Here is a 21,315-nt window from a genome sequence, read left to right on the forward strand (position 1 = left end):
ATTAATCATGATTTATCTCAGCACCGGGAAAGCAGTCAGTACATAGTACGGTTTGTTGTTATAAAACTGAAGTTCAAGTACAACACGCAATTTATGCGATTTGATTATAGGGCCAGTAGCAGACTCAATGCCAAAGCCAATTTCCTTGCCTGCAAAAAAATCGATGTTCAATTTTGAGCCAGATCTCGCCGTTTTGGCCCAGTTCCTTATGTAAGACGCATTAAATTTTAGCGCGCGGGAAATGGCATCCTCAGCTATGTGTCTGTTATAAAAAGTACTACTTCCAGAAAGTGTGGGTCTGTTGGTTAATCTTGTTCTGATGTCTGCTTCACTTAACCCTACATGACGAGAGAGCGTATGCCCACCGGGTTTATATCCAGCAGCAGATTCATGTTCGATAAGTCTAATTCTGCCGACACGAACTGATGCGACGCGGACAGCACCGAGGGTAAGACCAAAAGCCACTGGCACAGCAATATCGACAGTCAGTCCAATATTAATTGCGGTCTTTTCATCAGCGCCTAGGTAGCGAGCTGTATCAACAGCTAACTGATACGCCGCAGTCCGGGTATCTCGGCCATAAATAGCCTGATCAATAGCGGCATTGAGACTATCGAGACCATGCGCACCAACGACAATGCAGGCCGCTTTGGTTAGCATCGTTGGGTCTGGAGCTGCACACAAAATTGTCGCACCAGCCAGTTCAACAGTACTCATTGCTACACTGAGTCCGCCCAATAAACGATTCTGCAGTGTCTCCGCTTCAGTTACTGTGTTATCTGATAACACGGCTGCCATTTGAACCGGAGACATAACTACCTGTAATCCTTCACTCATACTAATGCTCCGATTAATTTATGCCTCAATGATAAAAAGTATTAGTGCGTTGCGCAAATGCGGGAATTTCTTTACGGCATTGTTCTTTTCGAGGAGGGAGGTATTCATCGTGCACACCATCAGGTTCTGCAGACCCTGTTTACCGTGAAGGGCTTGAGCGGTTTAGCACAGCCTGCGTCACGATGCGTATTGGCGGGAGTGAAACCCGCGAAGCGTTCGTTTTCTTTTAAATAACCACTTAATAAATAGAGTGCTAATTATCTTTTATTAGGCTTTGGCTTAATGTTTTCTTAATCTTTCATTAATCCGGTTTTTAAATCTGGATTTTTATCACTTCAAACCCAGCGAAAATGAAATTTTACACTTTTACGCTTAAACTTGATTGATACTAATTATCATTAGCGTTGTTGTATGCTTTAATCCTTTCCCACAAAGCTATGAGTGGTTACTCCCGTTGGTCTATTAAGGATATGTTCATGAATTCTCGCCTGCTGTCCTGCTTCTCGCTTGCCTTGTTGTCTTCCTCACTTTTCCTTTCCACACAATCGGTTGCTGCCGATAACAGCGAAGGTATCGTTGTCTACAACGCGCAGCATGAAAACCTGGTGAAGTCGTGGGTTGACGGTTTTACCAAAGAAACCGGCATCAAAGTGACTTTGCGTAACGGCGACGACAGCGAGTTGGGTAACCAGCTGGTTCAGGAGGGCAGCGCATCCCCGGCGGACGTATTCCTGACCGAGAACTCTCCGTCAATGGTGCTGGTGGATAATGCCAACCTGTTTGCGCCGCTGGATGCAGACACCCTGAAGCAGGTGCCGGCAGAATATCGTCCGGCGCATGGTCGCTGGATCGGCATCGCGGCCCGCAGCACGGTGTTTGTCTATAACCCGGCAAAACTGAGCGAACAGCAGCTGCCTAAGTCGCTGATGGACCTGGCGAAACCCGAGTGGAAAGGCCGCTGGGCAGCATCACCATCAGGCGCGGATTTCCAGGCCATCGTGAGCGCAATGCTGGCGCTGAAAGGCGAGCAGGCCACGCTGGAATGGCTCAAGGCGATGAAAGCCAATTTCGTTGCCTATAAAGGCAACAGCACCGTTATGAAAGCGGTCAATGCCGGCCAGATCGATGGCGGCGTGATCTATCACTACTACCGCTTTGTCGATCAGTCCAAAACGGGCGAAAACAGCAAAAACACCCAACTCTACTACTTCAAACACCAGGATCCGGGCGCGTTTGTTAGCCTCTCTGGCGGTGGTGTGCTGGCGTCCAGCAAACATAAAGCGCAGGCGCAGGCCTTCATTAAATACATTACCGGTAAAGAAGGGCAGGAAAGTCTGCGTACCAATAATGCCTTTGAATACGCCGTGGGCGTGAACGCGGCCTCAAACCCGAAACTGGTTCCGCTGAAAGATCTTGATGCCCCGAAAGTAGAGCCTTCAACGCTCAACAGTAAAAAAGTTATCGAGCTGATGACGCAAGCCGGCCTGCTGTGATCCTGAAAGTGAAGGTGTTATGTCTGGTCTGAGTCTCGACATCGGAAAAAACAGAGTGCAGGAGCCTGCCCGCAGGCGTCCTGCACTGCCGATGGTTGCGTTAGCTGTGTTGTTTTCATTAATGGCGCTTCTGCCTTTGGGCTTTATCATTGCCATTGGCATTGAGACGGGCTGGGAAACCATAAAGGCGCTGGTCTTCCGCCCGCGTGTGGCTGAGCTGCTCAGCAACACGCTGTGGCTGACGGCCCTTGCGGTTCCACTTTGCATCGTGACGGGCGTGGCCATTGCCTGGCTCACCGAGCGCACGCAGCTTGCCGGGCGGGGGATTTGGTCCGCACTGGCGGTCGCCCCGCTGGCCATCCCCGCGTTTGTGCAAAGCTATGCCTGGGTGAGCGTTGTCCCGTCCATGCATGGGCTCTCTGCGGGCGTGTTCCTCTCTGTCCTTGCCTACTATCCGTTTATCTATATGCCGGTTGCGGCGGTGCTGCGTCGCCTGGACCCGACGCTCGAAGACGTGGCTGCGTCACTCGGTACTCCGCCGTGGCGGGTCTTTTTCCGCGTGGTGCTGCCGCAGCTCAAACTCGCTATCTGCGGCGGTGCGCTGCTGGTGGCGCTGCATCTGCTGGCGGAATATGGCCTGTACGTGATGATTCGCTTCGACACCTTCACGACGGCCATTTATGACCAGTTTCAGTCTACCTTCAGTGGCCCGGCCGCTAACATGCTGGCGGGCGTGCTGGCCCTGTGCTGCCTGGCTATTTTAGTGCTGGAAGGCGTGACGCGCGGAAAAGCACGTTATGCGCGCATCGGTGCCGGGGCCGCCCGTGAACAGAAGCGCTGGCCGCTGAAGCCTGCAGCCGCCGCGCTGGGTCAGCTGTTTTTCATCATGTTGATCGTGCTGGCGCTGGGTGTACCGTTAATTGTTCTGTGTCGCTGGATTTGGCTCGGCGGCGTTCAAAACTGGCTGAGCGCCGATCTCTGGCACTCGCTGCGCCAGACGCTGATGCTCGGCGTGGGCGGAGCCCTGCTGACCACGGCGTGCGTGATCCCCATCGCGTGGCTCGGTATCCGCTATCCGCGCCGCATCTTCCGGATGCTGGAAGGATGTATCTATATCACCAGCTCGCTGCCGGGGATTGTCACGGCGCTTGCGCTGGTCACCGTCACCATTCATTACGCCCGTCCCATTTACCAGACGGAAGTTACCCTGTTTCTTGCCTACCTGCTGATGTTTATGCCACGGGCGCTCATTAACCTGCGGGCGGGGATTGCTCAGGCGCCGGTTGAGCTGGAGAACGTGGCGCGCAGTCTTGGCAGCACGCCCGCGAAGGCGCTCTGGAGCGTCACGATGCGGCTGGCCGCGCCGGGTGCGGCGGCGGGTGCCGCGCTGGTGTTCCTCGGCGTCAGCAATGAATTGACCGCCACTCTGTTGCTCTCTCCACTGGGCACGCGCACGCTCTCCACCGGATTCTGGGCGCTGACCAGCGAAATTGACTATGTTGCAGCCGCGCCTTACGCGATGCTGATGATCCTGATTTCCCTCCCGCTGACCGCCATTCTCTATATGCAGTCGAAAAAAATTGCAGGGCTATGACATGCTTGAATTAACCGCCATTTCTAAATCGTTCGCTGATGCGCAGGTGCTCGACAGCCTGAACCTGAGCGTTGCGCCGGGAAGCAGGACGGCGATCGTCGGGCCATCCGGGTCGGGTAAAACCACGCTGCTGCGGATCCTTGCCGGGTTTGAAACGCCCGATACCGGGCGCATTGTCATGCAGGGAAAAACGCTGTTCGATGAAAACCGTTTTGTGCCCGCCCACCTGCGCCGGATCGGTTTTGTTCCTCAGGAAGGGGCGCTGTTCCCGCACCTTAACGTGGCAGATAACATCGCCTGGGGGCTGGAAGGCACCCGCCACGAGAAACGCCAGCGCGTTGAGGCGCTGATGGAGATGGTCTCTCTGGACAGGCAGCTTGCGACGCACTGGCCGCATGAGATTTCCGGCGGACAGCAGCAGCGCGTGGCGCTGGCGCGTGCGCTGGCCCAGCGTCCTTCACTGATGTTGCTGGACGAGCCGTTCTCAGCGCTGGATACCGGCCTGCGCGCCACGACGCGTAAAGCCACGGCCGATCTGCTGGCGGAAGCAGGCGTGGCTTCGATTCTGGTCACCCACGATCAGAACGAAGCGCTCTCCTTTGCCACACAGGTGGCCGTAATGCGCGCCGGGCGTTTCACGCAGGTGGGGACCCCTTATGAGGTCTACACCCGTCCCGTTGACGAAGAGACGGCGCTGTTTCTTGGCGATGCCGTGATCCTGCCTGCTCAGCTTGCTGCCGGTTATGCCGTGTGCGCGCTGGGTGAGGTGCCAACGGACAACACACAAGCAACAGGGCAGGGCCGCGTGATGCTGCGTCCTGAGCAGCTGCGCGTGACGGCATGTGCCGCGCATGAAAGCCCGATCTCGATCCTTGATGTGGACTTTACCGGCCAGTTGTCGACGCTCACCCTTGCGTTAGCCGGGGAGCAACAACCCGTGGTTCTGAAAACCGTAAGCCAGCCAGGATGGAACCCTGGCACCGCGGTACGCATTGATATTGCTGGCACTGCGCGGGTATTTGAATATTCTTAATATTCGTTAGTAATTTCATGCAACGGGTTGTTATAAAAGAATTTTCCATGACCTATGGCATTACCTGAGTTTATCTACCATGCTCATAAAACCTCACCATAATGAGTGGGGCTTTTCGTTGTTGCTGATTAATCTCAAGGAAAAAAGGTTATGAAAAAGACAATTGCTGTTTTGTTGGGAACTGCGTTTTTCTTTACAACTCATGCCTTCGCTGCTGAGCTTCTGACGAAGGAGGAGTTTAAGAAAGTTGAGTCTCAATATCAGAAAATCGGTACGGTAAACACCTCAGGTGAAGTCTCTATCGATGATGCTAAAAAAGAACTGATCGAGAAAGCCGATAAGCAAGGCGCTGATGTCCTGGTGCTCACCTCCGGGAACACCAACAATAAAATTCACGGTACGGCCAATATTTACAAGAAAAAGTAATGTCACTGCAGCCACCCCAACACGGGGTGGCTATTCCCCTCATCGCTTACCACGCCTCCCGTATGAACGCGGTGACACTTGCTAACGCATAGATAATGCGTATAGTTCTCATTTGCATTGCAACCAATAGATTCTAAGGCCCGCTCACGGGTCATTTTTGCGCGCACTTTCAAATGGGTTAATGATGAACAACACCAGATTACATAAAACGCTGCTGGCGCTCGCCGTCGGTGCGGCGACACATTCCGCTTACGCGGCGGATAATCAAAAAGAAGAGACTCTCGTTGTGCAGTCGGCACCAGCCAGCGACTTTACCCCCGGCGGCGACCAGCTTGTGCCGGCCTTCCTCGACGGACAAGTGGCGAACGGCGGGCGTATGGGGATGCTCGGCGAGCAGAATGCCATGGATGTACCCTTTAATATCATCAGCTACACCGCAAAGCTGGTGGACGATCAGCAGGCGAAAACCATTGCCGATGTGGTCGCTAATGACGCTGGCGTGCAATACGTTCAGGGGTATGGCAACAGCGCGGAAACTTACCGCATCCGCGGCCTGAAGTTTGACGGGGACGATATGACCTTTGGCGGGCTGTCCGGCGTCCTTCCGCGTCAGGTGGTGGATGCGCAGATGGTCGAGCGGATTGAGATCTTCAAAGGGGCAAACGCCCTGATGAACGGCGCGGCAAGCTCCGGCGTGGGCGGAATGATCAACCTTGAGCCAAAACACGCCGGCGAACTCCCGCAGGCGAAAGTCGGCGTGGACTACACCTCGGATTCCCAGGTTGGCACCACGCTGGATGCGGGCCGTCGCTACGGCGACAACGACCAGTTTGGCGCGCGGGTGAATCTGGTCCATCGCGAAGGGGAAACCGGCGTACCGAACGATCGCCGCCGCACCACGCTGCTCTCCACCGGTCTGGATTACAAAGGTGACAACTTCCGCACCTCGCTGGATCTCGGCTACCAGAAGAAAACCTTCCACGGCAGCCCGACCAGCGTCAATATTTCGGCGGTGGATTTTGTGCCGGAGCCCCCGAAAAACGATCGCAACATTTCCCAGAAGTGGGCCTACAGCAACATCGAGAACGAATTCGGGATGTGGCGCAGCGAATACGACATCACCGACAGCTGGACGGCGTATACCGGACTCGGCGCGCAGCACGCTCATGAAGAAGGGACCTACAGCGCACCGAAGCTGCTGGACAAAAGCGGAAAGGCCACGGTCAGCCGCCTTGATACCAATCGCATCAGCGATTCCGTCAGTGGGATGGCGGGGATCCGCGGTCACTTTACGACCGGCTTTGTGTCGCACAAGGTGAACGTGGGTTACTCCGCGATGACCAAAAACGAAAAAATCGCGTGGAAAATGTCCGCGGCGGCAGACAACCCGACCACCAATATCTACCACAACACCGGGGTTGATATGCCGGACAGCTCAAACTTCAACGGCCTGGGCGGCAAATACAGCGATCCGCTGACCAGCGGACGCACCCGCACGCAGGGCTGGCTGCTGAGCGATACCCTGGGCGTGCTGGACGACACGCTGCTGTTTACCGCCGGGGCACGTTATCAGAAAGTGGTCATTCGCGGGTATAACAAAGTGACCGGCGCGGAAAACGATGCCGATGGCTTCGACGGCAGCCGCTGGATGCCAACCTACGGCGTGGTCTACAAGCCGTGGGAGCAGATCTCTCTTTATGCTAACCATACCGAAGCGCTGCAGCCGGGTAAAAACGCCCCTGACACCGCCATTAACTACGGGCAGAGCACCGGTATCGTTCACTCTAAACAGAACGAAGTGGGCGTGAAGGCCGACTTCGGTCGCGTGGGCGGCTCTCTGGCGCTGTTCGAAATCAAAATGCCTTCCGCTATTCTCGACAGCCAGACGAAGCATTACGGCCTGGACGCCGAGCAGCGCAACCGCGGCGTGGAGCTAAATGTCTTCGGCGAGCCGATGCTGGGGATGCGCCTCAACGCCAGCGCCACCTGGCTGCAGGCGGAGCTGACCAAAACCAACAACGGTCTCAACCAGGGTAACGATGCCATTGGTGTCCCGAACTTTTACGCCGTGCTGGGCGCGGAATATGACATCAAGCCGATCGAGGGGCTGACCGCCACCGCCCGCGTAAACCACTCCGGCACGCAGTATGCCGACCTCGCGAACAGCAAAAAGCTCGACAGTTACACCACGCTGGATCTGGGGATGCGCTATCGCTTCGCGGTAAATCACAACGAAAACCAGATGACGGTACGTGCAGGCATCGACAACGTGACCAATGAAAACTACTGGGCCAGCGTGGACGATTCCGGTACCTATATTACGCAGGGCGAGCCGCGCACCTTTAAGGTCTCGGTTGGCTACACGTTCTAAGCGTTCCACCCTCGTTATCCGGGGCAGGGACGCCCCACACCGCCCTCATCGTGTTATAAAATTGTAATAAAAGCTTCTTAGACTGGTCGCCAACTCCTTACCTCTTGGCCAATGACAGGAAGCCGCTATGGGCAGACCTCTGAAATCCGTATTTAAAAAAGAACATCGCGACGAAATCAATAACCGCAGCGCTAACCCGGTATTCTCCGAGGTTGCGCAGATGTTTCTCTCCCGCCGCCGTTTTTTACAGATGGGCGCCGTGGCGGGCGCTGCCGTTTCATTCCCCTTTCTGATCAAACCCGAAAACGCCATTGCCGCGGTATCACAGCCTTCCGCGCTGGCAAAAGCGGTTTCCCTGGGCTTTACCAGCATCGACGTCTCTACGGAAGATACGGTCAGGGTGCCGGAAGGCTATATTGCCCGCCCGTTTTATCGCTGGGGCGACCCGACGGGTATCAAAGATAACATGCCGGCGTTTAAGCCGGACGCCAGCAATACCACGGACGAACAGGCCGTGCAGGCGGGCATGCACCACGACGGTATGGCGTGGTTTAGTCTGCCGCAAGGGGAGCAAAACCCGGCGCATGGCCTGCTGGCGCTGAACCATGAATACATCGACAACGGGATGTTGTTTACCGACGGCACGGCGAACTGGAGTCTCGATAAAGCCCGTAAGGGACAGAACGCGATGGGCGTGTCGGTGGTGGAGGTGAAGAAAACGGGCAGCGACTGGCAGGTCGTTCGTCCCTCTTCTTATGCCCGCCGTATTACCGTCAATACCCCGATGGCGCTTACCGGTCCGGCACGGCATCAGGACTTAATGAAAACCGCCGCCGATCCGCAAGGGGAGCGCGTGCTGGGCACTATGCAAAACTGCGCCAACGGACATACGCCGTGGGGCACCTATCTCACCTGCGAGGAGAACTGGTCGGATATTTTTGTCAAAAAAGCCGATCTCAACCCGCTGGAAAAACGCTACGGCATCAGCGACAGCGATGACTCCTACCGCTGGAACGAAGTGGATGAGCGGTTTAACGTCGATAAAACCCCCAATGAACCCAACCGCTTCGGCTGGGTCGTGGAGATTGATCCTTACGACCCGGCCTCCACGCCGCGTAAACACACCGCCCTGGGCCGCTTCAAGCATGAAGGGGCAGCCGTCACGCTCGCCGCCGATAACCGCGTGGTGGTCTATATGGGGGATGACCAGAAGTTTGAGTACATCTATAAATTTGTCTCGGACAAAAAATACGATCCTGCAAACCGTGAAGCCAATATGCAGTTGCTGACGTCCGGCACGCTGTACGTTGCCCGCTTCAACGAGGAGGGCAGCGGCGACTGGCTGCCGCTGATCTTCGGGCAAAATGGTCTGGATCAAGACCACGGTTTTGAAAACCAGGGCGATCTGCTGATTAAAACCCGCCTCGCGGCTGACGTGGTGGGGGCAACGAAAATGGATCGCCCCGAGTGGATAGCGGTCGACCCGCACGCCAGCGGCAGCGTCTACTGTACGCTCACCAACAACAGCGATCGCGGGAAGGAGGGTAAGGCGCCGGTTGATGCCGCCAACCCGCGCGCTAATAACGTGTTTGGTCATATTATGCACTGGCACGAAGAGGGGGCCGATCCTGCCGCCACACGCTTTAAATGGGATATTCTGGTGATGGCCGGGCGTACCGACAGTGACGATCCGAAGGCCAAAGGTTCGATGCAGGGGGCGGCCTTCGGCAGCCCCGATGGCCTGTCGTTCGATCACCAGGGGGTACTGTGGATCCAGACCGACGTCTCTTCCAGCACCATTAACAAGAAAGCCTACGAGGGGATGGGCAATAACCAGATGGTGGCCACCATTCCGGGTACCAATGAGTACCGCCGTTTCCTGACCGGACCGCGCGGGTGTGAAATCACCGGGATTGCGTTTACGCCGGACAACCGGACGCTGTTCATTAATATTCAACATCCGGGGGAGGGCGGGGATGATATTACCGACCCGGCCAATCCGCGTGCCGTCTCCAATTGGCCAGATGCAAACCCGAGCGGACGCCCGCGTTCCTCAACGGTGGTGATCACCAAAGCGGATGGCGGGATCATCGGCTCATAACCTTTCATCGCCGGGTGCATAACGTGCCCCGGCGTTAAACTTGCTACCGCCAGCATGAAGTGTTAAAACGTGCCCCTTCTAAAAAAGAGACAGGGGTAGGACGTGAAAGACGCGTCATCCGCTTCAGGCAACGGTAGCACTGAAGCTTCGTCGGAACAGAATCCGACGCTGCAACGTGGTTTGCAAAATCGACATATTCAGTTAATTGCCCTTGGCGGCGCAATCGGTACCGGGCTGTTTCTCGGCATCGGCCCTGCCATTCAGATGGCCGGTCCGGCGGTGCTGCTGGGTTATGGCATTGCCGGCATTATCGCTTTCCTGATCATGCGCCAGCTTGGCGAGATGGTCGTTGAAGAGCCGGTTTCAGGCTCCTTCGCACACTTTGCGTATAAATACTGGGGTCCGTTCGCAGGCTTCCTCTCCGGCTGGAACTATTGGGTGATGTTTGTGCTGGTGGGAATGGCCGAACTGACCGCCGCAGGCATCTATATGCAGTACTGGCTGCCCGATGTCCCGACGTGGGTCTGGGCCGCTGCCTTCTTTATTATCATCAACGCCGTCAACCTCGTGAACGTACGCCTGTATGGTGAAACCGAATTCTGGTTCGCGCTGATTAAGGTGCTGGCGATTATAGGCATGATCGGCTTTGGCCTGTGGCTGCTGTTCTCCGGTCACGGCGGCGAACGAGCGACCATCGACAACCTCTGGCAGCACGGTGGCTTCCTGGCCACGGGCTGGAAGGGGCTGATCCTCTCCCTGGCGGTCATTATGTTCTCGTTCGGCGGGCTGGAGCTGATTGGGATCACCGCCGCTGAAGCGCGCGATCCGCATAAAAGCATTCCGAAAGCGGTCAACCAGGTGGTGTACCGTATTCTGCTGTTTTACATCGGTTCGCTGGTCGTGCTGCTGGCGCTTTATCCATGGGTGGAAGTGAAATCTGACAGCAGCCCGTTTGTGATGATTTTCCACGATCTGAACAGCAATGTGGTAGCCTCGGTGCTGAACTTCGTTATCCTGGTGGCCTCGCTGTCGGTGTATAACAGTGGCGTTTACTCCAACAGCCGTATGCTGTTTGGTCTCTCCGTGCAGGGCAATGCGCCGAAGTTCCTCACCCGCGTCAGCCGCCGTGGCGTGCCGGTCAACTCTCTGCTGCTCTCAGGGGCCATTACCTCGCTGGTGGTGCTGATTAACTACCTGCTGCCGAAATCTGCCTTTGGTTTGCTGATGGCGCTGGTTGTCGCCACGCTGCTGCTGAACTGGATCATGATCTGCCTGGCGCACCTGCGCTTTCGCGCCGCCATGCGCCGCAAGGGGCGTGAGACGCAGTTTAAGGCGCTGTTCTACCCGGCGGGCAACTACCTCTGTATCGCCTTCCTCGGGCTGATTCTGGTGCTGATGTGCACCATGGATGCGATGCGCCTGTCCGCGCTGCTGCTGCCGGTGTGGGTCGTATTCCTGTTTATCGCGTTCAAGCTCTCGCGGAAAAAGTAGCACGGTTTTCTCCCTCTCCCTGTGGGAGAGGGCCGGGGTGAGGGCACCAGACCGCACCCGTCTTCAAGCCCGGTGGCGCTACGCTTACCGGGCCTACAAAGCACCACTCTACCTTTATCGTGACCCCCCTCCCAAATCTTCTACGATCCACAGGATCTTTATTTTGTAATCGATTACTTTTTACCTGAACTGTTTTGTAATCGATTACTTTTTGAGGGTGGGGCTCGTCATGGTGTCAACAACTGAAAGTAGTGGAAAGGCGATAGCGCAGCACCGGCTGCTGGTGCCGCGGCTGTCGCTGATGATGTTTCTGCAGTTTTTTATCTGGGGTAGCTGGTCGGTCACGCTGGGTCTGGTGATGACCCAGCACAACATGTCTTTGCTGATTGGTGATGCGTTCTCTGCCGGGCCAATCGCCTCTATTCTGTCGCCGTTTGTGCTTGGCATGCTGGTGGATCGCTTCTTTGCCTCGCAAAAGGTCATGGCGGTGATGCATCTCGCCGGGGCGGCGATCTTGTGGTTTGTGCCGGGCGCGCTGATTGCTGAAAACGGTGCGCTGCTGATCGGCCTGCTGTTTGGCTACACGCTCTGCTACATGCCAACCCTTGCGCTGACCAACAACATTGCGTTTCACAGCCTGGCAAACGTCGATAAAACCTTCCCGGTGGTTCGCGTATTCGGCACTATCGGCTGGATTGCGGCGGGGATATTTATTGGCGTTACCGGTGTGGCGGCAAGCGTCACCATCTTCCAGGTGGCGGTGGCCAGCTCCGTGCTGCTGGCCCTCTATAGCCTGACGTTGCCACACACGCCAGCCCCCGCTAAAGGGCTGCCGGTTAAGGTGCGCGATCTGTTCTGCGCGGATGCCTTCGCGCTGCTTAAAACCCGTCACTTCTTCGTCTTTTCCGTCTGCGCGATGCTGATTTCCGTGCCGCTCGGTACCTACTACGCCTATACCGCGTCTTATCTGGCAGACGCAGGGATTGCAGATGTCAGCACTGCGATGTCGTTCGGGCAGATGTCGGAGATCGTCTTCATGCTGGTGATCCCGCTGCTGTTCCGCCGCCTGGGCGTGAAAGTTATGCTGCTGATCGGCATGCTGGCGTGGTTCGTGCGTTACGCCATGTTTGCCCTCGGCGTGAGCGAAGAGGGACGTTTCCTGCTGTACATTGGCATTCTGCTGCACGGCGTGTGCTATGACTTCTTCTTTGTGGTGGGCTTTATCTACACCGACCGCGTGGCGGGCGAAAAAGTAAAAGGCCAGGCGCAGAGCATGATTGTGATGTTCACCTACGGTATCGGGATGCTGCTCGGCTCGCAGATTTCCGGGGCGCTCTACAACCGCCTGGTGGCAGGTCATACCGTGCCGCAGGCGTGGGTGACATTCTGGTGGATCCCGGCGGTGGCCGCCGCGGCGATCGCGCTTATTTTCCTTCTCACGTTCAGGTATGACGATGACAAGGCGTAACGTTCTGGAGGTGGTATGAGGACGATGAAAGGACCCGGTATTTTTCTGTCGCAGTTTATTGGCGAAGAGGCCCCGTTTAACTCGCTCGACGGCCTGGCTGGGTGGGCGGCAGATAAGGGCTATAAAGCGGTGCAGATCCCCTGCAATCATCCGCACATTTTTGATGTAGAGAAAGCCGCAGAGAGCCAGGCCTACTGCGATGACGTCACCGCTAAGCTGGCCGCACACGGGCTTGTCATCAGCGAGCTATCGACCCATCTTGAAGGGCAGCTTGTGGCGGTTAACCCGGCTTACAACGACGCGTTTGACCATTTCGCGCCCGCGTCCGTGCGCGGTAACGATGCGGCCCGCCGGGCGTGGGCCACGGAGAAACTGAAGCAGGCGGCGATCGCCTCCGCCAGACTGGGTCTGAAAGCGCACGCAACGTTCTCCGGCTCGCTGGCCTGGCCGTTTTTTTACCCGTGGCCGCCGCATAACGAGCAGCGTTTCCAGGAGGCGTTCGCGGTGCTGGCAGCTCGCTGGCGACCGATTCTGGATACCTTCGATGAACAGGGCGTAGACGTCTGTTTTGAGCTGCATCCGGGGGAAGATCTGCACGACGGGGTGACGTTTGAGCGTTTTCTGGCGCTGGTGGATAACCACCCGCGCTGCAACATTCTCTACGACCCGAGCCATATGCTGCTGCAGCAGATGGACTACCTGGCTTTTATCGACATCTATCACGCGCGCATCAAAGCATTCCACGTGAAGGATGCCGAATACCGCGCCAGCGCGCGGAGCGGGGTGTATGGCGGCTATCAGCCGTGGATCAACCGTGCCGGCCGCTTCCGTTCGCTGGGCGACGGGCAGATCGACTTCAGGGGCATTTTCAGCAAACTGACGCAGTACGACTACGACGGCTGGGCGGTACTGGAGTGGGAGTGCTGCCTGAAGGATGGCGATACCGGTGCCCGCGAAGGCAGCGAGTTTATCCGCCGCCACATTATCCCGGTCTCCGGGCGCGCGTTTGACGATTTCGCGGCAGGAGGCAGCCATGATTAACGTCGGCATTATCGGCAGCGGGTTTATCGGCCCGGCGCATATCGAGGCGCTCAGGCGCCTGGGTTTTGTGCAGGTCGTCGCGCTGTGCGACAGCTCGCTGGCGCAGGCGCAGGAAAAAGCGCGTCGGCTTAACGTCCCGCACGCCTACGGCAGCGTGGATGCGTTACTCGCACATCCCGATCTGCACGTGGTGCACAACTGCACGCCAAATCACCTGCACGCAGAGATTAACCGCCAGATCCTGCGCGCGGGAAAGCACGTCTTTTCCGAGAAGCCGCTGTGCATGACCCCGGACGAGGCCCGCGAGCTGGTGGTGCTGGCAGAGCAGGCGGGTGTGGTACACGGCGTCAGCTTTGTCTATCGCCAGTTTGCGATGGTGCGACAGGCCGCGAGCATGCTACGCGCGGGCAGCGTCGGACGGGTATTTGCCGCGCACGGCAGCTATCTGCAGGACTGGATGCTGCTCGAAACCGACTACAACTGGCGGGTGGATGCCGCGCTGGGCGGGGCGTCGCGCGCGGTGGCGGATATCGGCTCCCACTGGTGCGACACGGTGCAGTTTGTCACCGGCCGCCGCATCACCGAGGTGATGGCCGACCTCGCTATCGTCTGGCCGACGCGCAAGGCTAGCGTGGCCGGAAATCAGACCTTCGTGCACGAGGAGCACGCCCGCTATGAGGACAAGCCGGTCACCACCGAAGACTTCGGCTCGGTGCTGTTCCGCTTTGACGACGGCAGCAAGGGCAGCTTTAGCGTCTCGCAGGTGAGCGCCGGGCGCAAAAACCGCCTGACGTTTGAGATCAACGGCAGCGAGCGGTCGGTGGCGTGGGATCAGGAGAGCCCGCAGCAGCTGTGGATCGGCCATCGCGCACAGGCAAACCAGACGCTCAGCGACGATCCGAGCCTGATGAACCCAGACGTGGCCGACAGCGCCCATTTCCCCGGCGGGCATATTGAAGGCTGGCCGGATGCCTTCAAAAACATGATGGCGCAGTTCTACCGCGCCGTGCAGGCAGGCGCAATGCCGGAACGGCCTGCGTTTGCCACCTTCCATGATGGCGCGAACGTGATGTATATCATTGATGCAATAGTAAAAAGCCATCAGCAACAGCGCTGGGTTCGCGTGGCGCAATGACGCGTTGCCCGGTTCGCCGGGCAACAAATTTATGGTAGCCTGCACAAAACGCTAACCGCAGGAAGTGTCGTCGCTATGTCAATTCAGAAAATCGCTCAGCTGGCCGGGGTCTCCGTGGCGACGGTTTCCCGGGTGCTCAACAACAGCGATACCGTGAAAGCAAAAAACCGCGATCGCGTCCTGCAGGCGATTAAAGAGAGTAACTACCAGCCCAATCTGCTGGCGCGCCAGCTGCGCACGGCCCGCAGCTATATGATCCTGGTGATGGTCTCGAACATTGCCAACCCGTTCTGCGCCGAGGTGGTGAAAGGCATCGAAGAAGAGGCCGAGAAGAACGGCTACCGCATTCTGCTCTGCAACTCTGGCTCTGATATCGAACGCTCCCGCTCGGGCTTGAGCCTGCTTTCCGGCAAAATCGTCGACGGCATTATCACTATGGACGCCTTTTCGAAGCTGCCGGAACTGGCCGCGCTGATAGGTTCTGCCCCCTGGGTGCAGTGCGCCGAATACGCCGATGCCGGGACGGTTTCCTGCGTGGGAATTAACGACGTCGATGCGTCGCAGCACGCCGTCAGCCAGCTTGCTGAAGGTGGCCGCAAGCGCATTGCCATGATCAACCACGACCTCAGCTATAAATACGCCCGGCTGCGCGAGCGCGGCTACAAGAGCGTGATCCACCTTAAAGGCCTGGCGTATCAGGCGGTTGAGTACGCAAGCGATCTCAGCTCCCGCGCCGGAATGGCCGCCATGCAAAATCTGCTGAAGGAAAACCCGCCGGACGCGGTATTTGCCGTTTCCGACACCCTGGCGGCAGGGGCCTTGCGCGCTATTCAGCAGGCGGGGCTGCGCGTGCCGGAGGATATTGCGGTTGTCGGTTTTGACGGCACCGAGCTGGCGGACATGATTTCGCTGACGACCATTGAACAGCCGTCGCGCAATATCGGGCGCAAGGCGGTCGATCTGCTCTTAAATAAGATCGACAACCCGGATGCGCCCACGGAAAGAGTGATGATGGACTGGCGCTTTATTTCCCGCGCCAGCACCTGATTATCTGGCAACAGCGCCTGCCAGCGAGCGAATATCGTTCCCGGTCGGCGACTGGTGAATACGCAGACCAAATTCATCCACCACCGCGAAAATATGGTCGAAGATGTCGGCCTGAATCTCTTCATATTCTGCCCAGACCACCGTATTGGTGAAGGCATATATTTCAATCGGCAGGCCGTTAGCATCCGGCGCGAGCTGGCGCACCATTAATGTCATATCTTTGCGAATCCGTGGGTGGTTGCGCAGATATTCATTCAGATAAGCGCGGAAGGTGCCGATATTGGTCATCTTGCGCAGGTTTAATATCGATTCCCCTTCACCGTTCTGCTGATTCCACAGGTTAATCTCCTCATGACGCGCGGCCAGATAGGGCTTCAGCAGCTTCGCCTGAATAAGTTTCTGCTGCTCCTGCTCGTCGAGAAAATGAATGCTGGTGGTATCAATATTCAGGCTGCGTTTAATGCGTCGCCCACCGGAGGCCGACATGCCGCTCCAGTTGATAAAGGCGTCGGAGACCAGCGCCCACGTCGGAATGGTCGTAATCGTATTATCGAAATTGCGCACCTTAACGGTGGTCAGCCCGATGTCCGTCACCGTGCCGTTTGCACCGTACTTCGGCATCTCCAGCCAGTCGCCGAGCTTGAGCATGTCGTTGGCCGAGAGCTGAATACCCGCCACCAGACCCAGGATAGGATCCTTAAACACCAGCATTAATACCGCCGCCATGGCCCCCAGACCGCTGATCAGAATCGCCGGAGACTGACCGATGAGCAGGGAGATAATTAAGATCCCCACCAGAATGGCGCTCACCAGCTTGATGCCCTGGAAGATCCCCTTCAGCGGCAGCTGCGACGCGGTGGCCATTTTCTGCGATAGATTGAAAATCACGTCCAGCAGCGAGAAGAAGGCAAGGAGGGCATACACCATCACCCACAGCTTTGCGCAGGTGGTTAATATTTCCGCCGCTTCGCTGCCTTTTTGCAGCCACAGTACCGCCTGGACGTTGACAATAATCCCCTGAAGGGTAAAGGCCAGACGGTGAAATAATTTATTCTGGGTGATGATCTGCAGCCACAAATGGCTGCTGGCCTGCGCACGCTTCTCAAAGGCCCGCAAGACAACTTTGTGCAGAATAAAATGAATGATAATGGCGGTAAGAAAAATAATACCAAAGATGATGACTAATGATGTGGTGGGGGTAATTTCGATCCCTAACTCTTCTACCTGAGCAATTAATTCCTGCATAACGTCTCCTGTATTGATGCAGCCCCATAATGGCGGCTGCGGATCTATTATGCAAATTCGCGGCTTATTTGGTGGCCTGGCAGGTTTTCACCACGGGCAGAGACAGGCGATGGCGCATACGTAACGTTGCCAGCCCCAGAACGATCATCATGACAGTTTCCACGGCCAGGAAGACGTTAATCGCCTGAGTGTAATCCCCGTGATGGTGCTGCAGCGCGTGCAGCAAAATCGCCCCAAAAATGGCCGGACCCAGCCCCAGCGCGGCCTGCTGCAGCGTGCTCAAAATGGCGCTCGCCGCCCCCGCATCGTCAGGCTGAATATCGCGCATCCCGATGCGGTAGAAACTGTTTACGATCAGCGCCTGCCCGTAGCCCACCAGCCCGGTGGCGGGCGCCAGCGTTAGCGCGGTGTTATTCATGCCCCACAGGCGGAACGTCGCCATCAGCGCCAGCAGGCCGGTAATCTGGATCGCCAGACCCGTCAGCAGAATGGTGCTGGTGCTGTAGCGGGCAATCAGGCGCGGCGCGAACCACGCGGAAATAAAGTAGGTCACGCCCAGGGCGATAAAGCTGTTCCCCGATTGCCACGGCGCCATCCCCAGACCGGTTTGCATGGTGAGCGCCATACAGAACATAAACCCGGACCAGACGCTGAAAAAGAGCATCGCAATCAGGACGCCAAAGCGAACGCTGCGAAGCGAAAGCAGGCGCGGCGGGAGCAGCGGATGGGCATTCTCGCGCTCCTTTTTACGGGCATTCAATACCATCAGATAGCCCAGCGGGAGAATGGCAAACAGTGCGGCCTTCAGCGGCCAGGACCAGTGCCACTGGGGGCCAAGCGCCATTGGGAACAGCAGGCAGCAGAGAATGACCGCCAGCAGGACAGTGCCCGCCCAGTCAATGCGCGAAGGCGTCTCGCGACGGGTTTCCGGCACGAAACGGCGGCTCAGCGCCAGCACCACCAGACAAATCGGGACGTTGATAAAGAAGGCGTTACGCCAACCCAGCCCGGCGATATCCGCCGACACCAGCCAGCCGCCGCCCATCTGCCCGACGATAAACGCAATCCCGCCGATACCGCCAAACAGGCTGATAGCTTTGGCGTGGGCGGTGCCTTTCAGCGTGACGTGCAGCGTGGCAAGAATTTGCGGCATGATAAGCGCGGCCCCCGCGCCCTGAACAATGCGCGCTGCCAGCAGCTGTTCAATATTCCCCGCCATCCCGCACAGCAGCGAGGCCAGGCCAAAGCCTGCCACGCCCCACATAAACAGGCGACGGCGGCCAAAGTTATCCCCGAGCTTGCTGCCGAGGGCGAGGCAAACGGCAAAGGCCACGCCGTAGAGGGCGACAATCAGCTCCAGCTCGGTGGCGGTCGCATGCAGTGAATGGGTGATGGCGTCCAGCGCCACGTTGGTGATTGAGGTATCTATCATCGGCAGCATCTGGCCGGTTAACAGCAATATCAGGCCCGCGCGACCCGGTGAAACTACTGACGTATTCATGGTAACTCCATTGCGTCATTCAACAGATGGTCGTAGCATCAACCATCTAATAAACGGGTACCAGTTCTTGCTTATACTGGTACTGGCACTACCATGCAGGGGGATCTATGGCCTTGATGTCTGAACCCGTCGCCTCACATCAGGATGACACCCGAAAACAGCTGGGGGCATTTTTACGTGCCCGTCGTGAAAGCCTCGATCCACAGCGTCTTGGCCTGCCGCGCAGCGGTCGACGCCGTACGCCGGGTCTGCGCCGGGAAGAGGTGGCAATGCTCGCGGACGTGGGGGTGACCTGGTACACCTGGCTGGAGCAGGGGCGGGACGTCAATCCCTCCAGCGCGGTGATGGCCGCTATTGCAAAAGCGCTGCAGTGTACCCCAACCGAAGCCCGGCACCTGTTTGTGCTGGCAGGGCTGCCGCCGGGTGAAGCGCCGCAGGCGGTCTGCTGCGAGGGTATCAGTGAAGGCACGCGCCGCCTGCTGGATACGCTGATGCCGAAACCCGCCAGCATTCAGAAACCGAACTTCGACATCGTGGCGTGGAATGACAGCTTCGGACATCTCATGGGCGTCGATTTCAATGACATTCCGCCGGAAGACCGCAACTGCATTTACCTGTTTCTCACCCATCCGGCGTGGCGCGCACGTCTTGGCAGACGCGACGATGTGCTGCCCATCTTTGTCTCCTACTTCCGCGCGGCGATGGCCGAACACCGGGGCGATCCGCTGTGGGAGGCCAAACTGGCGCGCTTCTTTGCAGTGTCGGAGGAGTTTAAAACGTTGTGGCACCAGCGCAACGACGTGCGCGGCGTAGAGAACCAGCTCAAGCTATTTACCCATCCGGAGCTGGGGGACTTTACGCTGCAGCAGATGTACTGGTACTCCGCGCCGCGAAACGGGTCACGGCTGCTGGTGTATCTGCCGGTGGATGAGGCGGGGGAGCGGGCAATGGAATGGCTGGCGGCGCAGGGTAAATAAGTTTTTTGCGAGAGGCTTTCAGGGAATAAGAGCCGAATCTGCTGAGTGGAGGAGACCGGTGTAATGTGGGGGTTAACTTAAACCAATCGACTGAATCGACATCATTTCGATGAGGTGTTAAGTCGTCTATACTCACGCCATGAGAAACCACCATGTCGCCACTGATGATTGATTCCGCAGATTTCAGCCAAAAATTAGGCCTTATCTCCCGAAACGTCGAACATACTGAAGCGTTTCTTGCGCGAGGCACGGTGGATTTTCATCTGCCCGGATTTATGCTGCCTGAGGGATATCGCCTGTTAAAATCGCGCTACGGCGACGAATACCGTCTCGTGACCACCGACGATGGAAAACCTTATACCGCGTATGCGGTGAAGTTAACGTTCCATAAAGAAATTACGTTTCCTCACGGCGCAGCGACACAGGTTATGGTCTGGCGTACGCCGCGCGCTGTCCATCAGCGTGTCATCAGCGGATTACCACAATCCTTCTTTCAATGGGTGTTAAGCGAATACGACATTGTTGTGTCTGACAGTGAGCAAACCGGAGACGGTCAGCGGTTTTGGTTACGCATGATCGACTGGGCGTTCAGCATGAATTATCGGATAAGCGTGGCGGACGGTACGGTAGGAGAAGAGTGGCATTTAACACCGGTGAGTTCATACGCCGAGCTGGAAGAGCGCTGGATTGCGTTTGCCTGGGGATACGATCGCGATGTCCATCCACATCGCAGGTTAGTCATCAGTAAAGCGTAACGGGCCGCATAGCGCGGCCCGTGTTAATTAGCACTCTGTCACAATCGTGCTCAGCGGCAGGCGAGATTTTGGCAGCGTGGCGTTGAAATCTTCCACGCTGTGGTGTCCAACCGGCACCACCACCAGGCTGGTAAAGCCTTTTTCTTTCAGACCAAACTCTTCATCGAGGATCGCCGCGTCGAAACCTTCAATCGGTACCGCGTCCAGGCCCAGCGCAGCCACGCCCAGCAGGAAGTTACCGACGTTCAGGTAGACCTGTCTCGCCATCCACTGGTCGTCATCTTTCAGATCCACGCGGTGCATATCGGCAAAGTAGTGACGGCCTTTGTTATTGGCTGCTTTCGCTTCCGGCGTGGCAAAGCGACCATCGGCCTCTTCCTGATCCACAACGCGTTCCAGCCAGGCGTCATCCATCGCGGTTTTCGCGCAGAACACCACCACGTGAGAAGCATCGAGCATTTTGCGTTCGTTGAACACATAGGTACCCGCGGCAGATTTCGCTACGCGCGCTTTTCCTTCCTCGGTGCTGGCCACAATAAAATGCCACGGCTGGGAGTTGGTGCTGGACGGGCTGTACTGCAGCAGGGTTTTGATTTTTTCCGCTTCTTCAGCGGTCAGTTTTTGGGCTGGGTCGAACGCCTTGGTGGAGTGGCGTTTCAGGGCGACAGAAATGATATCCATAACAACTCCTGGTGATGAAAATCGCCCGCGTGCGGGCGCGAAAGATGAGCAGATTACAGCGGGACGTGGAAAAAGATAAGTGCAATTCGAGCGCTTAATCTGTTCGTCTCAGACGAACA

Annotated in this window: 17 protein-coding genes; 13 read left to right on the top strand and 4 right to left on the bottom strand. The window is 57.0% G+C overall.

The annotated features are described in order from the left end of the window. Positions 1-12: 12 nt before the first annotated feature. On the bottom strand, positions 13-837 hold the full coding sequence (locus C1N69_RS05380; RefSeq protein WP_167514957.1) for an RNase A-like domain-containing protein: 825 nt from the start codon (positions 835-837) through the stop codon (positions 13-15). Positions 838-1,313: 476 nt separating this feature from the next. Here C1N69_RS05380 and C1N69_RS05385 point away from each other — a divergent pair, with 476 nt between their 5' ends. From C1N69_RS05385 to C1N69_RS05435, 11 genes are all read left to right on the top strand, one after another. Continuing rightward, positions 1,314-2,330, top strand: coding sequence for an iron ABC transporter substrate-binding protein (locus C1N69_RS05385; RefSeq protein WP_155030793.1), 1,017 nt, complete (start codon positions 1,314-1,316; stop codon positions 2,328-2,330). A 19-nt stretch (positions 2,331-2,349) separates the two neighbouring features. Then, entirely contained in the window at positions 2,350-3,924 is a 1,575-nt protein-coding gene (locus C1N69_RS05390) for an ABC transporter permease (protein ID WP_162299933.1), read from the top strand. 1 nt (position 3,925) lies between these two features. Then, positions 3,926-4,957 (top strand): ABC transporter ATP-binding protein, encoded by a 1,032-nt coding sequence (locus C1N69_RS05395; protein ID WP_155030794.1) that lies wholly within the window; start codon positions 3,926-3,928, stop codon positions 4,955-4,957. Between the two features lie 150 nt (positions 4,958-5,107). After that, positions 5,108-5,383: a DUF1471 family periplasmic protein YahO gene (gene yahO / locus C1N69_RS05400; RefSeq protein WP_025759522.1), complete on the top strand. Its 276-nt coding sequence runs from the start codon at positions 5,108-5,110 to the stop codon at positions 5,381-5,383. A gap of 184 nt (positions 5,384-5,567) precedes the next feature. Then, complete coding sequence (locus tag C1N69_RS05405) at positions 5,568-7,754, top strand: TonB-dependent receptor (RefSeq protein ID WP_155031903.1); 2,187 nt, start codon at positions 5,568-5,570, stop codon at positions 7,752-7,754. A 127-nt stretch (positions 7,755-7,881) separates the two neighbouring features. Next, entirely contained in the window at positions 7,882-9,855 is a 1,974-nt protein-coding gene (locus C1N69_RS05410; protein ID WP_155030795.1) for a PhoX family protein, read from the top strand. Between the two features lie 102 nt (positions 9,856-9,957). Continuing rightward, on the top strand, positions 9,958-11,346 hold the full coding sequence (gene pheP / locus C1N69_RS05415; RefSeq protein ID WP_155030796.1) for a phenylalanine transporter: 1,389 nt from the start codon (positions 9,958-9,960) through the stop codon (positions 11,344-11,346). A 229-nt stretch (positions 11,347-11,575) separates the two neighbouring features. Continuing rightward, positions 11,576-12,814, top strand: a complete 1,239-nt coding sequence (locus C1N69_RS05420) for an MFS transporter (RefSeq protein ID WP_155030797.1) — start codon at positions 11,576-11,578, stop codon at positions 12,812-12,814. A gap of 15 nt (positions 12,815-12,829) precedes the next feature. Further along, a complete protein-coding gene (locus tag C1N69_RS05425; protein WP_094918515.1) occupies positions 12,830-13,855 on the top strand; it encodes a sugar phosphate isomerase/epimerase family protein in 1,026 nt (341 codons plus the stop codon). Next, positions 13,848-14,990: a Gfo/Idh/MocA family protein gene (locus C1N69_RS05430; RefSeq protein WP_095441116.1), complete on the top strand. Its 1,143-nt coding sequence runs from the start codon at positions 13,848-13,850 to the stop codon at positions 14,988-14,990. The genes C1N69_RS05425 and C1N69_RS05430 overlap by 8 nt, the downstream gene beginning before the upstream one ends. Before the next feature lie 75 nt (positions 14,991-15,065). Further along, positions 15,066-16,037, top strand: a complete 972-nt coding sequence (locus C1N69_RS05435) for a LacI family DNA-binding transcriptional regulator (RefSeq protein WP_155030798.1) — start codon at positions 15,066-15,068, stop codon at positions 16,035-16,037. Here C1N69_RS05435 and C1N69_RS05440 read toward each other — a convergent pair whose 3' ends face one another. Continuing rightward, positions 16,038-17,282 carry a mechanosensitive ion channel family protein gene (locus C1N69_RS05440; protein ID WP_059386510.1) on the bottom strand — a complete coding sequence of 415 codons (1,245 nt, stop codon included), beginning with the start codon at positions 17,280-17,282 and terminating at the stop codon, positions 16,038-16,040. Between the two features lie 64 nt (positions 17,283-17,346). Further along, entirely contained in the window at positions 17,347-18,783 is a 1,437-nt protein-coding gene (locus C1N69_RS05445; RefSeq protein WP_155030799.1) for an MFS transporter, read from the bottom strand. A 107-nt stretch (positions 18,784-18,890) separates the two neighbouring features. On the opposite strand from C1N69_RS05445, the gene C1N69_RS05450 reads away from it, so the two are divergent. Then, positions 18,891-19,760, top strand: a complete 870-nt coding sequence (locus C1N69_RS05450) for a helix-turn-helix transcriptional regulator (RefSeq protein ID WP_025759533.1) — start codon at positions 18,891-18,893, stop codon at positions 19,758-19,760. 152 nt (positions 19,761-19,912) lie between these two features. Continuing rightward, the gene (locus C1N69_RS05455) at positions 19,913-20,515 is read left to right on the top strand and encodes a hypothetical protein (RefSeq protein WP_045286098.1); all 603 of its coding nucleotides are present in this window, start codon (positions 19,913-19,915) and stop codon (positions 20,513-20,515) included. Positions 20,516-20,542: 27 nt separating this feature from the next. Here C1N69_RS05455 and nfsB read toward each other — a convergent pair whose 3' ends face one another. Beyond that, on the bottom strand, positions 20,543-21,196 hold the full coding sequence (gene nfsB / locus C1N69_RS05460; RefSeq protein ID WP_155030800.1) for an oxygen-insensitive NAD(P)H nitroreductase: 654 nt from the start codon (positions 21,194-21,196) through the stop codon (positions 20,543-20,545). Between the last annotated feature and the right edge of the window lie 119 nt (positions 21,197-21,315).

It is taken from the genome of Enterobacter sichuanensis (assembly GCF_009036245.1).
GTDB classification, from domain to species: Bacteria; Pseudomonadota; Gammaproteobacteria; order Enterobacterales; family Enterobacteriaceae; genus Enterobacter; species Enterobacter sichuanensis.

Bases quoted from the DNA above. Each gene is read 5' to 3' on its own strand.
- yahO (WP_025759522.1), top strand. From the start codon at position 5,108: ATGAAAAAGACAATTGCTGTTTTGTTGGGAACTGCGTTTTTCTTTACA.
- C1N69_RS05445 (WP_155030799.1), bottom strand. From the start codon at position 18,783: ATGAATACGTCAGTAGTTTCACCGGGTCGCGCGGGCCTGATATTGCTG.
- C1N69_RS05440 (WP_059386510.1), bottom strand. From the start codon at position 17,282: ATGCAGGAATTAATTGCTCAGGTAGAAGAGTTAGGGATCGAAATTACC.
- C1N69_RS05450 (WP_025759533.1), top strand. From the start codon at position 18,891: ATGGCCTTGATGTCTGAACCCGTCGCCTCACATCAGGATGACACCCGA.
- C1N69_RS05420 (WP_155030797.1), top strand. From the start codon at position 11,576: ATGGTGTCAACAACTGAAAGTAGTGGAAAGGCGATAGCGCAGCACCGG.
- C1N69_RS05425 (WP_094918515.1), top strand. From the start codon at position 12,830: ATGAGGACGATGAAAGGACCCGGTATTTTTCTGTCGCAGTTTATTGGC.
- C1N69_RS05380 (WP_167514957.1), bottom strand. From the start codon at position 837: ATGAGTGAAGGATTACAGGTAGTTATGTCTCCGGTTCAAATGGCAGCC.
- C1N69_RS05395 (WP_155030794.1), top strand. From the start codon at position 3,926: ATGCTTGAATTAACCGCCATTTCTAAATCGTTCGCTGATGCGCAGGTG.
- C1N69_RS05390 (WP_162299933.1), top strand. From the start codon at position 2,350: ATGTCTGGTCTGAGTCTCGACATCGGAAAAAACAGAGTGCAGGAGCCT.
- nfsB (WP_155030800.1), bottom strand. From the start codon at position 21,196: ATGGATATCATTTCTGTCGCCCTGAAACGCCACTCCACCAAGGCGTTC.
- C1N69_RS05455 (WP_045286098.1), top strand. From the start codon at position 19,913: ATGTCGCCACTGATGATTGATTCCGCAGATTTCAGCCAAAAATTAGGC.
- C1N69_RS05385 (WP_155030793.1), top strand. From the start codon at position 1,314: ATGAATTCTCGCCTGCTGTCCTGCTTCTCGCTTGCCTTGTTGTCTTCC.
- C1N69_RS05410 (WP_155030795.1), top strand. From the start codon at position 7,882: ATGGGCAGACCTCTGAAATCCGTATTTAAAAAAGAACATCGCGACGAA.
- C1N69_RS05405 (WP_155031903.1), top strand. From the start codon at position 5,568: ATGAACAACACCAGATTACATAAAACGCTGCTGGCGCTCGCCGTCGGT.
- C1N69_RS05430 (WP_095441116.1), top strand. From the start codon at position 13,848: ATGATTAACGTCGGCATTATCGGCAGCGGGTTTATCGGCCCGGCGCAT.
- C1N69_RS05435 (WP_155030798.1), top strand. From the start codon at position 15,066: ATGTCAATTCAGAAAATCGCTCAGCTGGCCGGGGTCTCCGTGGCGACG.